The following is a 12,359-nucleotide window of genomic DNA, read 5'->3' on the forward strand; positions in this document are numbered from 1 at the left end:
TGGGGGGCGTGCTCGCCTCAGCCGCCGGCTTTGCGCTGCTTGGTGATCGACTGCTGGTAGGCGTCGGCGTACGTCGGGGAGTCCTTGATCAGGCCGTCGCAGAACGCCGCGACGTCGGGGCCGATGAGTTCGAGCACTCCCTTGCCGGAGGCAACACCTTCCTCGAAGAAGTCGACGATCCCGGACAGCAGGTCGCCGTCGGTCAGGCCGACCGGACCGACCTTGAAGAAGTACTTCTGCATCTCCCGGTAGACGATCTGGTAGTCCGGCGGGAGCCCCTTCACCCGCGCGACGTGCGCGCGCCACTGCTTCTTGCCCTCGATGATGTCGTGGATGCCCATGTCAGCCTCCCAGCCGTTCCAGCTTCTTCGCGACGTTCCGGTTCAACTGCTCGCGCCAGCGGTCCCGGTAGGTACGGCGCCCCTCTCCCCCGGCCAGCGCCGAGCAGAATCCCGCGAGGTCGTCCCCCAGCACTTCGTCGACGCTCTGCCCCTGCGCCGCGGTCTCCTCGAGCAGCCCGAGGGCACCGTCGAGGATCGGCAGCAGGTTGCGCCCGGTGAAGTCGCCGTACGGCGCCAGGTGCGCCTTGATCTGCTCCCATGCCGCCCGATGGTCGGCCGGCAACGCCTGCGCCCGGACCTCGAACGCCTTGTACTCCGTGGTGAGATCGCTGCCGGTGATGGTCTCCCAGATGTTCATCGCCCGCCCTCCTTGAGCTTCTCGATCCGCTCGGTCACGTACTCCCATTTCGCCCAGAACCGCGCCAACTCCTGCCGCCCCGCAGCGTTCAGCGCGTAGAACTTCCGCGGCGGCCCTTGCTCCGACGGCCGCTTCGTCACCCGCACCAGCTTGTTCCGCTCCAGCCGCAGCAGGATCGTGTAGACAGTCCCTTCGACGACGTCCGCGAACCCGAGCTCGTTCAACCGCCGCGTGATGGCGTACCCGTAGGTCTCGTCGGTGTTGACGATCTCGAGCACGCACCCCTCGAGCGTCCCCTTCAACATCTCCGTCAGATCGTCCATGCTGCGCCCTTCCAGTACTCAGTCACACCAAGTACCAGCTATACAGTAGCACTGAGTACCGGAGCCGGGTACAGGCGAGTTGGCGGCCTGACGTTGGTCGGAGTTGGGGGCTCGACCGGGGGTGAGGGGTTGGGCCGGAGACGCAGCGTGGTGGGTCAGGGGCGGCGGTGGATCAGGAGAGGGAGCACCGCGGCGGCACCGGATTCTCGGAGTTTGGCGGTGGCTACGGTGATGGGCCACTGGGACGACGAGGCGTCGACGACCAGCAGGACCGAGCGGGCGGTGATGGCTTGGGCGGTGGTGCTGTCGACCTCGATGGCGTCTCGCCAGACTCGGGCTTCCTCGGCTGACGAGAGGCCATCGTCCAGGGCGTACGGGTTGAGGGTGAGCTCGGCGCGGTCCAGGCGGCCGATTTCGGCGAGATGGTCGGCTACTGCGGTGGTCAGGCCTCGGTAGCCCGCGGCCGGCAGGGGGATGACAACCTCGGGGCGGCGGGACCACGCGTCGCGCCAGCGGGACAGGGCGGCGACGCAGCCGGCCTTCAGGGCTTCCACGTGCGCAGGGTCGGGGGTGTCGCTGAAGACCGATCGCAGGACCTCGCGCCACTCGGGCGCGTCGGCGTACACGATCGTCCGCCCGGGGTCCGCGAGCAGCGCCGGCGGAATCTTGCCCTTGGCACCGAACGCTCCCCCGGGCCACATCTTGCGCGGCTCGAGGACGTGGGTCTCGCCGCGGAGCTGGCGCGTGATCGCCTCGACGGTCTCCGGGTGAGGTGCCGCGGTCAGCGGGTCCGGGAGCAGGCCGAGACAGACCGAGCACCGGCCGCACGGTTCGGCCGTCGGGTCGTCGAGCGACTCCTGAAGCAGTTGCATCAGGCAACGTTCTCCCCGGGTGTACGCACGCATGATGTCGGCCTCGCGCCGTCGTACGGCGACGATGCCGTCGTAGTGCGCGGCGTCGAACGTCCACTCGGCGTCCGTCCGCAGCCAGCCCTTCTCGACCCGCTCGACCGCGCCGTCGACGGCCAGCTGCTTCAGCATCAGCTCGACGCGGCCACGGCGGAGCCCGGTCTCGGCCTCCAACGACGGGACGGTCGCCGGCTGATCAGGCCCGTACGCCGAAAGGCCCGCCAGCAGGCGGTTCACGTTCTCGGGCACGGGGATGGTCGCGGTCGCGAAGTAGTCCCACACGCCCGCGTCGGCATCCGACGGCAGGAGCGCGACGACGGCGTGGTCGATGCCGCGCCCAGCACGACCGACCTGCTGGTAGTACGACACCGGCGACGGCGGGGACCCGACGTGCACGACGAACCCGAGGTCGGGCTTGTCGTACCCCATCCCGAGCGCGGACGTCGCGACGAGCGCCTTGAGCCGGTTCTCGCGGAGCGCGTCCTCGAGGTACTCCCGCTCCCCCGCTTCCAGCCCGCCGGTGTACGCCGCGACCGGCACGGCCGCGCCGTGGACCTCCTGGATCGCGGACGCCAGGCGCTGCGCGTCGGCGACGGTCAGCGTGTAGACGATGCCGGAGCCGGGGAGCTTCGGCAGATGGTCGACCACCCACGCGAACCGGTCGAGCGGTGAGAGCGCGTTGACCACGGCCAGCTGCAGGCTCGACCGCGCCAACGGGCCCCGCAGTACGAGCGTCGAGGCGCCGAGCTGGTGCGCGACGTCCTCGGTGACACGCGTGTTGGCGGTCGCCGTCGTCGCGAGCACGGGGGTCTGCGGGTTGAGCTTCTGCAGTACGTCGGACACGCGGCGGTAGTCGGGCCGGAAGTCGTGTCCCCAGTCGGACACGGCGTGCGCCTCGTCGATCACCAGCAGCCCGATCTGCCCGGCGAGCCCGTCGAGCACGCGTCGGCCGAAGCCCGGGTTGGCCAGCCGCTCGGGCGAGACGAGCAACACGTCGATCGCGCCGGACCGCAGGTCGCTCTCGATCTCGGACCAGGCGTCGAAGTTGGACGAGTTGAGCGTCGCCGCGCGCAGCCCGGCACGCGCGGCGGCCGCGACCTGGTCGCGCATCAGCGACAGCAACGGCGACACCACCAGCGTCGGCCCGGCCCCTTCGGACCGCCGGATCGCCGTCGCCGCCCAGTACACCGCCGACTTGCCCCAGCCCGTCGCCTGCACGACCAGCACCCGCGCATTGGGCTCACACAGCGCCGCGACCGCGGTCTCCTGGTCCTCCCGCAACCGCGCGGCGTCCCCCGCGATCGCGGAGATCACCCCCGCAGCCGTAGCCCCACGAGCCTCGGACAACTTCAACGCATCACCCATGCCGAAGACCCTAGACGCCTCCACCCCCATCGCGTGGGCCCCTGGACCTGATCTGTGGAAAACCCAGCGCGAAGGGAAGCCGATTGCGCCGAACGCCATGCCGAAGATCGCGCCGAGCACGGCCACGCGACGAGCGCCATCACCGTGCAGCCGTGCCTGCGGGGCCTCCATGGCGCTGCGGCGCGGACGTGCACCACTCACCAACTAGCCCGAGGTGTTGTTCACGCACGCTCGCCACGGTGACCGCCGAACGGCGGCCGCCGGTTGGTGAGTGGTGCACGTCCGGCCAGCAAACGCCGAGCGGAGGAAGGCGTCGCCTACTGGCCGGGACTGCGGACCGGCGCTCGTGTTCAGTCTCTTCGCTCGCCTGCACGAGTCAGAGGTCGTCCTTGGGCGCCCCGGCTCTGCCCACGCCCGACGCGCACCACTGATCAACCGCTCGGCGGGGACACTTTGACGCCCTCGCCACGGTGGGCGCCCGCTGATGACCTCCGCTTGATCAGTGGTGGGCGTCGGTCGTGGACGCGCTCCGGCCGGGTGGACCGTGAGCTAGGCAGGCGGTCGGCGGCGTAGGCGAGTCGAGTGCTGCGCGGCGTACGGGACGGATCCGCGGGTTAGGCGGGCGCGATCCGCGGGTTAGGCGGGCCGGGGCCGGGGTTGGCCGTCGGGCGTGCATCAGCTACGCACAGGCCGCTTGGCGAGCTTGGCGAGAGCCGACTCGTCCAGGCCGGTCAGCTTCTCGAGTTCGGGCAGCGTGGTGGCGGCGCAGTCGGCGGCTCGGAGCAGGTAGGCGGCCAGGGCTGTGGCGGTGGCGGGCTCGTCTAGGTAGCCGGAGTCGCCGTTGCCGGTGTAGGCGCGGAGGCGGGTGGCGGCTGAGTCGAGGCCTTCTCGGTAGAAGGTGTAGGTGGCGGCGTACCGGGTGGGGAGTTGGGCGGGGTGCATGTCCCAGCCTTGGTAGATGCCTCGTTCCAGCGAGCGGCGGACCAGGCGGGCGTGCAGGCGCCAGGCGGCGTGGACTGCTGCGCGGTCGCCTACGGGGAGGACGTTGGTGGAGCCGTCGGAGATGTGGACTCCGGTGCCGGCGGCGGACAGTTGCATGACGTTCTTGGCGTGGTCGGCGACCGGGTGCTCCATGCTTTGGTACGCCGCGGCGACGCCCAGCGAGGCCGAGTAGTCGTACGTGCCGTAGTGGAGGCCGGTGACGCGACCGGCGCCGGCGGTGATCATGCGTGGGATGAGGGCGGTGCCGTCGGGGCCGAGGATCGACTGCGGGGTTTCGATCTGGATCTCGAAGCCGAGCTTCGGGAGGGATCGGGCGCGCTCGACGGCGTCCAGGACGACGACCATGGCGTCGATCTGTTCGACCGAGGTGACCTTGGCCAGGGTGATGACGAAGCCGGGAGTCAGGGCGTCGGCGGCGGCGAGCTCGCCGACGAAGTGGTCGAGGGTGCGGACTCCGCGGCGACGGGTCGGTGCTTCGAGGGACTTGATGCGCAGACCGTGGTACGGCGGTGCAACGCCGGCCTTCACGGTCTCAGCGAGTGCACGTGCCGCGGCGACAGCTGCGGCGTCTTCTTCCTCGTCGGACCGCGTGCCGTACCCGTCCTCGAAGTCGATCCGCAGATCCTCGATCGGTTCGTCGTCGAGCTTGGCGCGGACCCGCTCGTAGACCAGCTCACGCTGGGGCTCGGAGGCGCCAGCAGGCGCGGACTGCCCCAGCGCCGAGGCGAGCTGCGCAGCCGTTCCGCCATGAGCTTCCAACGCAGCCTTGGCCTGAGAACCCCACTCGTCAACGGTCCGAACAGAAAACCGATCCCCGGGCACATAAACCGTGTGCACAGGCTGCCGCACTCCCCGGTCCCCCGGGTAGCGCGTGGTCAGTACGGCGTCGGCCTCGGCCAGCCGTCGGTCCAGGTCGCCGACGAGAGCGTCGAGGTCTGTCATACCCACCACCTTAATCTCCGCGAATTCCGTATGACGGAGACTAATATCCGTAAAACGGAAGCCGCAAGAGCTTGAGCTTCCAAAATCTGACGCTAGACTTCCGCCATCCGGAAACCGAAGGAGATCTCGTGGCGGAAACCACCGCGCGCTCGGGCAGTGTCCAGTCGATCGAGCGTGCGTTCGGCCTGCTCGAGCTGATGGCCGACGCCGGGGGCATGCTCGGCCTGTCCCAGCTGGCCACCGCCTCCGGACTGCCCCTGCCGACGATCCACCGCCTGGTCCGCACGCTCGTCGACCTCGGCTACGTCCGCCAGGAGCCGTCCCGCCAGTACGTGCTGGGCCCGAAGCTGATCCGGCTCGGCGAGACCTCGTCCCACATGCTCAGCGTCTGGGCCCGCCCGCACCTGGCCCGTCTCGTCGACGAGCTCGGCGAGTCCGCCAACATGGCGATGCTGGACGGCGACCAGGTCGTCTACCTCGCGCAGGTCCAGTCCCGGCACTCGATGCGGATGTTCACCGAGGTCGGCCGCCGGGTCCTCCCCCACTGCACCGCGGTCGGCAAGGCGATCATGTCCCAGTTGCGCGACACCGAGGTCCGCGAGCTGCTGCAGCGCACCGGTATGCCCAAGCACACCGAGACCACGATCACCGACGTCGAGGAGTTCGCCGCGCAGCTCCGCAAGGCGCAGCAGGACGGGTACGCGACCGACGAGGGCGAGCAGGAGCTCGGCGTCCGCTGCATCGCCGTACCGGTGCCCGACGTCCCGTCCCGGCTCGCGATGTCGATCTCGGGCCCCGCCGGCCGGATGACCGAGACCCTCGTGGACCGGGCGATCCCCCTGCTGACCCAGGCCGCCCAGTCGCTGTCCGACGATCTGCGCTAGGCCACCCGGAGGATCACGCGCGACGCCCCGGAGCCCTGCTCGACGTCCTCGTGCGCCGCGGCGATGTCTTCCAGGGAGTACTCAGCGCGTACGTCGTACCGCAGATCCCCGGCAACCAGCGCCGCCGTCAGATCACGCGCCGCGAGCTGGTTCGCCTCCTCGGGGAAGTCGTCGTTGCTGATGAACCGTACGGCGACGTTCTTGAACGCCAGCTGCCAGTACGGCACCGCCGGCCGGGTCTCACCGGTCGCGTACGTGGCGACCGAGCCGTTGTACCGCAGCACCTCGGCCGCCAGGTCGATCGTGCGGTCGAACGCCAGGTCGGCCACCACATCGATCGCGTCCGGTCCGACCGCGTCGACGATCTGATCCTTCAACGAGGGGCCGGACATGAAAGCGTGATGCGCCCCCAGCTTCAGCGCGACCTCACGCTCCGACTCACGCCGTACGGTCGCCAGCACCGTTGCCCCGGCGCGCCGGGCGACAGCCACCGCCGCCCGCCCGACGGCGCCGGTCGCGCCGGTGACCAAAACGTTGCTCCCGGCCACATCCCCGCCCGCCGTCACCGCACGATGCCCGGTGATCCCCGGAATGCCGAGGCCGGCCGCCTGCGCGCTGTCGACGACGCCAGGCAGTACGACGGCATGTCCCGACGGCACCACCGTGTACTCGGCCGCCGTCCCACCCGGCCGGTAGGACTGGGCCAGGAACACCCAGACCCGCTCCCCGATCCGCTCGGTGGCAACACCGTTGCCCACAGCATCGATCACCCCGACGCCGTCCCCGTGCGGCACGACGCGCGGGAACGCCATCGTCGATCCCCAGTAGCCCTGCCGCTTGCCGATGTCCCCGACGTGGATCCCGGAGGCCTCGACCCGGACCCGCACCTCACCGGGCGCGGGCTCGGGGACCGGCAGCTCGCCGACGCGCAGGACGTCGCGCGCGGCCCCCTGCGCGTCGTACCAGGCAGCCTTCATCAGGCCCGCGGTCATCGCGCCAGCTCGGTGTGATGCTCGGTGAACCACTCGCGGAAGCTCTGCAGCTGCGGGTTCAGCTCACGGACCAGGTCGAGATCGCGGTCGCGCGTGAACTGCTCGTGGTTCTCCGCGTAGTACTGGAACATGTTGCCGAACTCGGCGGCACCCTCGAACCCGAAGGACCGGAAGGCGTCCCAGTCGTGCGGCGCGTAGGTGACGGGCTCGCCGAGCACGTCGCTCATCGTCGCCGCCAGCTCGGCGCCGGTCAGCGCCTGGCCCGCGATCGCGACCGTCCGGCCGATGAACTCCTCGCCCCGGCCGAAGATGCCGAGCGCGGTCCGGCCGATGTCCTCGACGGCGATCGCGTTGATCGGGCTGTCGCCCATCGGCAGGGTGAGCACGAGGTGGCCGTCGGCGTCGCGGGCCGGGCCGAGCGAGTCGACGAGGTTCTCGTAGTAGAAGGTGGTCCGCAGGAAAGTAGTCGGTACGCCGGCCTGGCGGAACAGGTCGTCGGCCTCGCTCTTGGCGTCGAAGTGCGGCACCTTGTACCGGCCGTCGTCGAGGGTCGGGACGCGATCGGTGTCGCCGAAGTGCGGCCGGGTGTCCTCGAGCGTCGACCAGATGACGTGCCGTACGTCGGCATCGCGCGCCGCGCGGGCGGCGTTGCCGGCCTGCTCGAGCTCCATGTCGGCCGCGGACCGGGCCGCGACCTCCGCCTCGGTGCGCTCGGCGAAGTAGTTGGTGACGACGTACGCGCCGTACACGCCGTCGAACGCCTTGCGCAGGCTGTCCTCGTCGTCCAGATCGGCGGCGACCACCTCGGCACCGGCGTCGGCGAGCTTCTGCGCCGCCGCACCGTTCGGGTTCCGGGTGATCGCCCGGACGGCGAACCGCCGGGCCGGGTCCGCCAGGATCGCCCGCACCAGGCCGCCGCCCTGGATGCCGGTCGCGCCGACGACAGCGATGGTCTCCGTCATGTCAAACTCCTTGATCGTCATGAATCTTGACTACTTCAGAAGCGTAGACCGCGGCCATTCGATAGTCAAATATGGTGACGATCAAGTAATATGACTACCGCGATCGATGCCTGGCCGGTGGCTAAGGTGTTCACCTACACGGCAGCGGAAGGAGCGTCGGTTGGTCACCCGAGCGGAGCGCAGGGCAACGGATCCCGACCTGGGCGTGCTGTCCGGCCGGCTCCTGTTCGCGGTCCAGCGGGAGCTCTTCGCGACCCTGGCGACCCAGGGATTCGACGACCTGAAGTACCGCCACGGCGCCGTACTGGCCTATCTCACCGCTGACGGCGTCCGGGCGACCGAGCTGTCGCGGCTGTCCGGCCAGCACAAGCAGATCATCGGCACCCTCGTCGACGAGCTCGAGGCCCTCGGCTACCTGGAACGCCGTCCCGACCCGAGCGACCGGCGCGCGAAGCTGGTCTGCCCGACCGAGCGCGGGCTGGCCCAGATGCGCGCGGCCGACGCGATCGTCGACGGCATCGAGGCCCGCCACGCCGAACGGCTGGGCGCGAAGAACTACCGGCTGTTCAAGCAGATGTTCCGCGAGCTCACCGAGCCCCCGCCCGGCAGCGAGCCGCCGGACTAGACGTCGATGCGGGAACCCATGATGACCACCCGGTCGCGGGGCAGACCGAAGTACTCGGCGGCGTCCGCGCTGATGTGCGACGTGGCCACGAACAGCCGGCTCCGCCAGCGCGGCATGTCCGGGTGCTCACCGAGCCGCAGCTCGATCGTGGACAGGAAGTACGACGTGTCGCTCAGGTCCAGCGACGCCACCTCGGAACTCTGCTCCGCGGCCAGCCGCAGTACGGCGGCGACGTCCGGCGTCTGGACGTACCCGAACCGGGCCGTCACGTGCACGATCCGGTCGTCGTCGAAGCCGAGGTCGTCGATCGTGATCCGGTCGGCGTCGTCCACCGACGGCACCGGCTCGGTCTCGATCGACAGGATCACGACGTTCTCGTGCAGGATGTGGTTGTGCTCGACGTTCGCCCGCATCGCCAGCGGCACGGTGTCCTTGCCGCGGTTGAGGAAGACCGCCGTCCCGGGCACCCGGTGTAGCGGCGGCCGGGCGTCGTGCAGCTCGTTGATGAACGTCGTCAGCGAGCCTTCCTGACGCTCGCGGCGCGCGGTGACCAGGGCGCGGCCACGCTGCCAGGTGGTGAGCACGGTGAAGACGGTGATGCCGATCAGCAGCGGCAGCCAGGCACCGTGAACCAGCTTGGTCAGGTTCGCCGCGAGGAACAGCAACTCGATCGACAGGAACACCGCGCCGCCGCCGAGCACCACCCAGAGCGGCTTCCCCCACTGCTTGCGGACGATGTAGAAGAACAGCACGGAGTTGATCGTGACCGTGGCGGTGACCGCCATCCCGAACGCGAACGCGAGGGCGGCCGAGGTCTGGAACGCGAAGACCAGGGTCAGCACCGAGATCATCAGCGCCCAGTTGATCCACGGGACGTAGATCTGACCGATCGTCTTGCTCGACGTGTGCAGGATCCGCAGCCGCGGCAGGTAGCCGAGCTGGACCGCCTGGCGGGCGACCGAGAACGCGCCGGTGATGACCGCCTGGGACGCGATCACCGTCGCCGCGGTGGCGAGCAGCACCAGCGGGATCCGTCCCCACTCGGGTACGAGCAGGAAGAACGGGCTGCTCACCGAGGACTGATCCTTCAGCACCAGCGCGCCCTGGCCGAGGTAGCTCAGGATGCACGCCGGGAACACGAGGATGAGCCAGGCCCGGGTGATCGGCGCGCGGCCGAAGTGCCCGAGATCGGCGTACAGGGCCTCGGCGCCGGTGATCGCGAGCACGACCGCGGCCAGCGCGAAGAACGCGTGCCCGAAGTGGTTGGTCAGGAAGCCGAGCGCGTACGTCGGCGAGAGCGCCTTCAGGATCTCCGGGTGCCGCGTGATGCCGCCGATCCCGGCGGCACCGATGGTGGCGAACCACAGCACCATCACCAGTCCGAACGACCGCCCGATCCGGCCGGTGCCGAGCCGCTGCAGCGTGAACAGCACCACGATGATCGTCGCGGTGATCGGTACGACGTACGCGTCCAGCCCGGGCTCGACGACCTTCAGGCCCTCGACCGCGGACAGCACCGAGATGGCCGGCGTGATCATGCTGTCGCCGAAGAACAGCGACGCGCCGAAGATGCCGAGCCCGGCCAGGATCAGCTTGGTCCGCCGGCTGCCGTTGGTCCCGTGGCTGCGGATCAGCGTGATCAGGGCGAGGATGCCGCCCTCGCCCTGGTTGTCCGCGCGCAGGACCAGCAGCACGTACTTGATCGTCACGATGATCGTGACCGCCCAGAAGATCAGCGATACGATCCCGAACACGCTGTCGGCCGAGACCGGCACCGGGTGCGGGTCACCGGGGTTGAACACGGTCTGGATCGTGTAGATCGGACTCGTCCCGATGTCGCCGAACACAACGCCGAGCGCACCGATCGTCAGCAGGGTCCGGGACTGCACGCGGCCCTCCGCGTGACCGGCGCTCATCGCATCAGCCTGTTCACGCGCGCAGTGAACCACCTCCCGGCGCCGGATCGGAGCCGAGCACACGGGTTGCGCTGTGAGAATCCTGTGAGAAAGCTGCGGGCAGTCCGCTGATGTCGTAGCGAGCGCTACACAGCTATAGTCTTCCGTACTGTTCGTTACCTACGAGAGGACGCCCCGTGATCGATCCGGTGACGCTGGAAGAGCAGTACGGCGCGCACAACTACCACCCGCTCCCGGTCACCATCGCGCACGCCGAGGGCGCCTGGGTCACCGATACCAGCGGCCGGCGCTACCTCGACTGCCTGGCGGGGTACTCCGCGCTCAACTTCGGCCACCGGCACCCGGCGCTGATCGCCGCCGCGACCGAGCAGCTCGGGCGGGTGACGCTGACCAGCCGCGCCTTCCACCACGACCAGCTCGGGCCGTTCTGCGCGGAGCTGGCCGCATTGGCCGGCAAGGACGCGGTCCTGCCGATGAACTCCGGCGCCGAGGCCGTCGAGACCGCACTCAAGCTCGCCCGCCGCTGGGGCTACCTGGTCAAGGGCGTGCCGGACGGGCAAGCCACCATCATCGTTGCTGACGGCAACTTCCACGGCCGGACGATCAGCATCATCAGCTTCTCCGGCGACGCCGTGGCGCACGACAACTACGGGCCGTACACGCCGGGCTTCCGGTCCGTCCCCTACGGCGACGCCGCCGCGCTGGAGGCGGCCATCGACGAGACGACGGTCGCGGTGCTGCTCGAGCCGGTGCAGGGCGAGGCCGGCGTGATCGTCCCACCGGAGGGTTACCTGGCCGCCGTACGGGAAGCCTGTACGACGAACAACGTGCTGATGATCGCGGACGAGATCCAGTCCGGGCTCGGCCGGGCGGGCGCGACGTTCGCCTCGGAGCGAGCGGGCGTCGTACCGGACGTGTACATCCTCGGAAAGGCGCTCGGCGGCGGCATCGTCGCCCTGTCGGCCGTCGTCACCGACCGGGCGATCATGGACGTCATCACACCGGGCACCCACGGCAGCACCTTCGGCGGCAACCCGCTCGCCGCCGCGGTCGGGCGCGCGGTCGTGAAGCTGCTCGAACCCGGTGATCTCCAGCTGCACGCGCGGAACCTCGAGACCGGGCTCCGCGAACGACTCGAACCGCTCGGCGCGCACGGTCTGGCCGGGCTGCGCGTCCACGGTCTCTGGGCCGGACTCGACCTCGATCCCGCGCTCGGCACCGGCCGCGACCTGTGCGAGAGGCTCGCAGAGTACGGCGTCCTGGCCAAGGACACGCACGGCTCGACCATCCGGCTCTCGCCGCCGCTGACCATCACCAGCAGCACGCTCGACTGGCTCACCGAGCGCTTCACGCTGGCGCTCAAGTCCCTGGCCGGCTAGGCCGCACCCCACACGAGGCAGAACTCATTGCTTTCGGGATCGCGGAAGGTGGCCCACTCGTCACCGTCGTAGATGTCCAGCGCCCGGGTCGCCCCGAGACCCAGGACGCGCTCGATCGCGGCGTCCCGGCGCTCCGCCGGGACCCGCAGATCGAGGTGCACCGGGTTCTTGCGGTCCACCGGCGGCTCCGGCACCTGGCAGAAGTCGATCCGCACCGTTGCCCCGTGCAACTCGACGAAGTCGTCGCCGCCGTCGCGCAGCTCACCGCCGAGGAACTCCTGCCAGAACCGTCCGAGCGCCCAAGGGTCGCTGCAGTCGATGGCCACCGCGGCCAGCTGCGGTACGTCGTCCATGCCCGCCAA

The 12,359-nt window shown here is 69.8% G+C and carries 12 protein-coding genes; 3 read left to right on the plus strand and 9 right to left on the minus strand.

Annotation, left to right across the window (positions count from 1 at the left end; all coding sequences use genetic code 11):
• Positions 1-17 precede the first annotated feature (17 nt).
• The 5 genes from ABD235_RS09720 to ABD235_RS09740 all read right to left on the minus strand — a co-directional run bounded on the left by ABD235_RS09720 (position 18) and on the right by ABD235_RS09740 (position 5,239).
• Entirely contained in the window at positions 18-341 is a 324-nt protein-coding gene (locus tag ABD235_RS09720; protein WP_344172208.1) for a DUF1048 domain-containing protein, read from the minus strand.
• Between the two features lies 1 nt (position 342).
• Entirely contained in the window at positions 343-699 is a 357-nt protein-coding gene (locus ABD235_RS09725) for a DUF1048 domain-containing protein (protein ID WP_344172210.1), read from the minus strand.
• Entirely contained in the window at positions 696-1,022 is a 327-nt protein-coding gene (locus ABD235_RS09730; protein WP_344172212.1) for a PadR family transcriptional regulator, read from the minus strand. The genes ABD235_RS09725 and ABD235_RS09730 overlap by 4 nt, the downstream gene beginning before the upstream one ends.
• 155 nt (positions 1,023-1,177) lie before the next feature.
• Entirely contained in the window at positions 1,178-3,295 is a 2,118-nt protein-coding gene (locus ABD235_RS09735) for a RecQ family ATP-dependent DNA helicase (RefSeq protein WP_344172214.1), read from the minus strand.
• 675 nt (positions 3,296-3,970) lie between these two features.
• Positions 3,971-5,239 (minus strand): DUF6986 family protein, encoded by a 1,269-nt coding sequence (locus ABD235_RS09740; protein WP_344172216.1) that lies wholly within the window; start codon positions 5,237-5,239, stop codon positions 3,971-3,973.
• A gap of 128 nt (positions 5,240-5,367) precedes the next feature.
• On the opposite strand from ABD235_RS09740, the gene ABD235_RS09745 reads away from it, so the two are divergent.
• Positions 5,368-6,123, plus strand: coding sequence for an IclR family transcriptional regulator (locus ABD235_RS09745; RefSeq protein WP_344172218.1), 756 nt, complete (start codon positions 5,368-5,370; stop codon positions 6,121-6,123).
• Here ABD235_RS09745 and ABD235_RS09750 read toward each other — a convergent pair.
• Together ABD235_RS09750 and ABD235_RS09755 are read right to left on the minus strand one after the other, a co-directional pair.
• Positions 6,120-7,115: an NADPH:quinone reductase gene (locus tag ABD235_RS09750; protein ID WP_344172220.1), complete on the minus strand. Its 996-nt coding sequence runs from the start codon at positions 7,113-7,115 to the stop codon at positions 6,120-6,122. The genes ABD235_RS09745 and ABD235_RS09750 overlap by 4 nt on opposite strands.
• The gene (locus ABD235_RS09755; RefSeq protein ID WP_344172222.1) at positions 7,112-8,077 is read right to left on the minus strand and encodes an NmrA/HSCARG family protein; all 966 of its coding nucleotides are present in this window, start codon (positions 8,075-8,077) and stop codon (positions 7,112-7,114) included. The genes ABD235_RS09750 and ABD235_RS09755 overlap by 4 nt, the downstream gene beginning before the upstream one ends.
• A gap of 160 nt (positions 8,078-8,237) precedes the next feature.
• Between ABD235_RS09755 and ABD235_RS09760 the strand changes: the two genes are divergently transcribed.
• Positions 8,238-8,702, plus strand: a complete 465-nt coding sequence (locus ABD235_RS09760; protein WP_344172224.1) for a MarR family winged helix-turn-helix transcriptional regulator — start codon at positions 8,238-8,240, stop codon at positions 8,700-8,702.
• Here the strand turns inward: ABD235_RS09760 and ABD235_RS09765 are convergent.
• A complete protein-coding gene (locus ABD235_RS09765) occupies positions 8,699-10,618 on the minus strand; it encodes a potassium transporter Kup (protein ID WP_344172226.1) in 1,920 nt (639 codons plus the stop codon). The two genes, ABD235_RS09760 and ABD235_RS09765, sit on opposite strands and share 4 nt — an antisense overlap.
• 176 nt (positions 10,619-10,794) lie before the next feature.
• On the opposite strand from ABD235_RS09765, the gene rocD reads away from it, so the two are divergent.
• On the plus strand, positions 10,795-11,997 hold the full coding sequence (gene rocD / locus ABD235_RS09770; RefSeq protein WP_344172228.1) for an ornithine--oxo-acid transaminase: 1,203 nt from the start codon (positions 10,795-10,797) through the stop codon (positions 11,995-11,997).
• Here rocD and ABD235_RS09775 read toward each other — a convergent pair.
• Positions 11,994-12,350, minus strand: a complete 357-nt coding sequence (locus tag ABD235_RS09775) for a VOC family protein (RefSeq protein ID WP_344172230.1) — start codon at positions 12,348-12,350, stop codon at positions 11,994-11,996. The genes rocD and ABD235_RS09775 overlap by 4 nt on opposite strands.
• Positions 12,351-12,359 lie beyond the last annotated feature (9 nt).

It is taken from the genome of Kribbella lupini, assembly GCF_039529595.1.
Lineage (GTDB): Bacteria > Actinomycetota > Actinomycetes > Propionibacteriales > Kribbellaceae > Kribbella > Kribbella lupini.

Excerpts from the sequence above, each read along its gene's own strand:
- ABD235_RS09720 (WP_344172208.1), bottom strand. The coding sequence starts at position 341 with ATGGGCATCCACGACATCATCGAGGGCAAGAAGCAGTGGCGCGCGCAC.
- ABD235_RS09765 (WP_344172226.1), bottom strand. The coding sequence starts at position 10,618 with ATGAGCGCCGGTCACGCGGAGGGCCGCGTGCAGTCCCGGACCCTGCTG.
- ABD235_RS09755 (WP_344172222.1), bottom strand. The coding sequence starts at position 8,077 with ATGACGGAGACCATCGCTGTCGTCGGCGCGACCGGCATCCAGGGCGGC.
- ABD235_RS09740 (WP_344172216.1), bottom strand. The coding sequence starts at position 5,239 with ATGACAGACCTCGACGCTCTCGTCGGCGACCTGGACCGACGGCTGGCC.
- ABD235_RS09735 (WP_344172214.1), bottom strand. The coding sequence starts at position 3,295 with ATGGGTGATGCGTTGAAGTTGTCCGAGGCTCGTGGGGCTACGGCTGCG.
- ABD235_RS09730 (WP_344172212.1), bottom strand. The coding sequence starts at position 1,022 with ATGGACGATCTGACGGAGATGTTGAAGGGGACGCTCGAGGGGTGCGTG.
- ABD235_RS09750 (WP_344172220.1), bottom strand. The coding sequence starts at position 7,115 with ATGACCGCGGGCCTGATGAAGGCTGCCTGGTACGACGCGCAGGGGGCC.
- ABD235_RS09725 (WP_344172210.1), bottom strand. The coding sequence starts at position 699 with ATGAACATCTGGGAGACCATCACCGGCAGCGATCTCACCACGGAGTAC.
- ABD235_RS09775 (WP_344172230.1), bottom strand. The coding sequence starts at position 12,350 with ATGGACGACGTACCGCAGCTGGCCGCGGTGGCCATCGACTGCAGCGAC.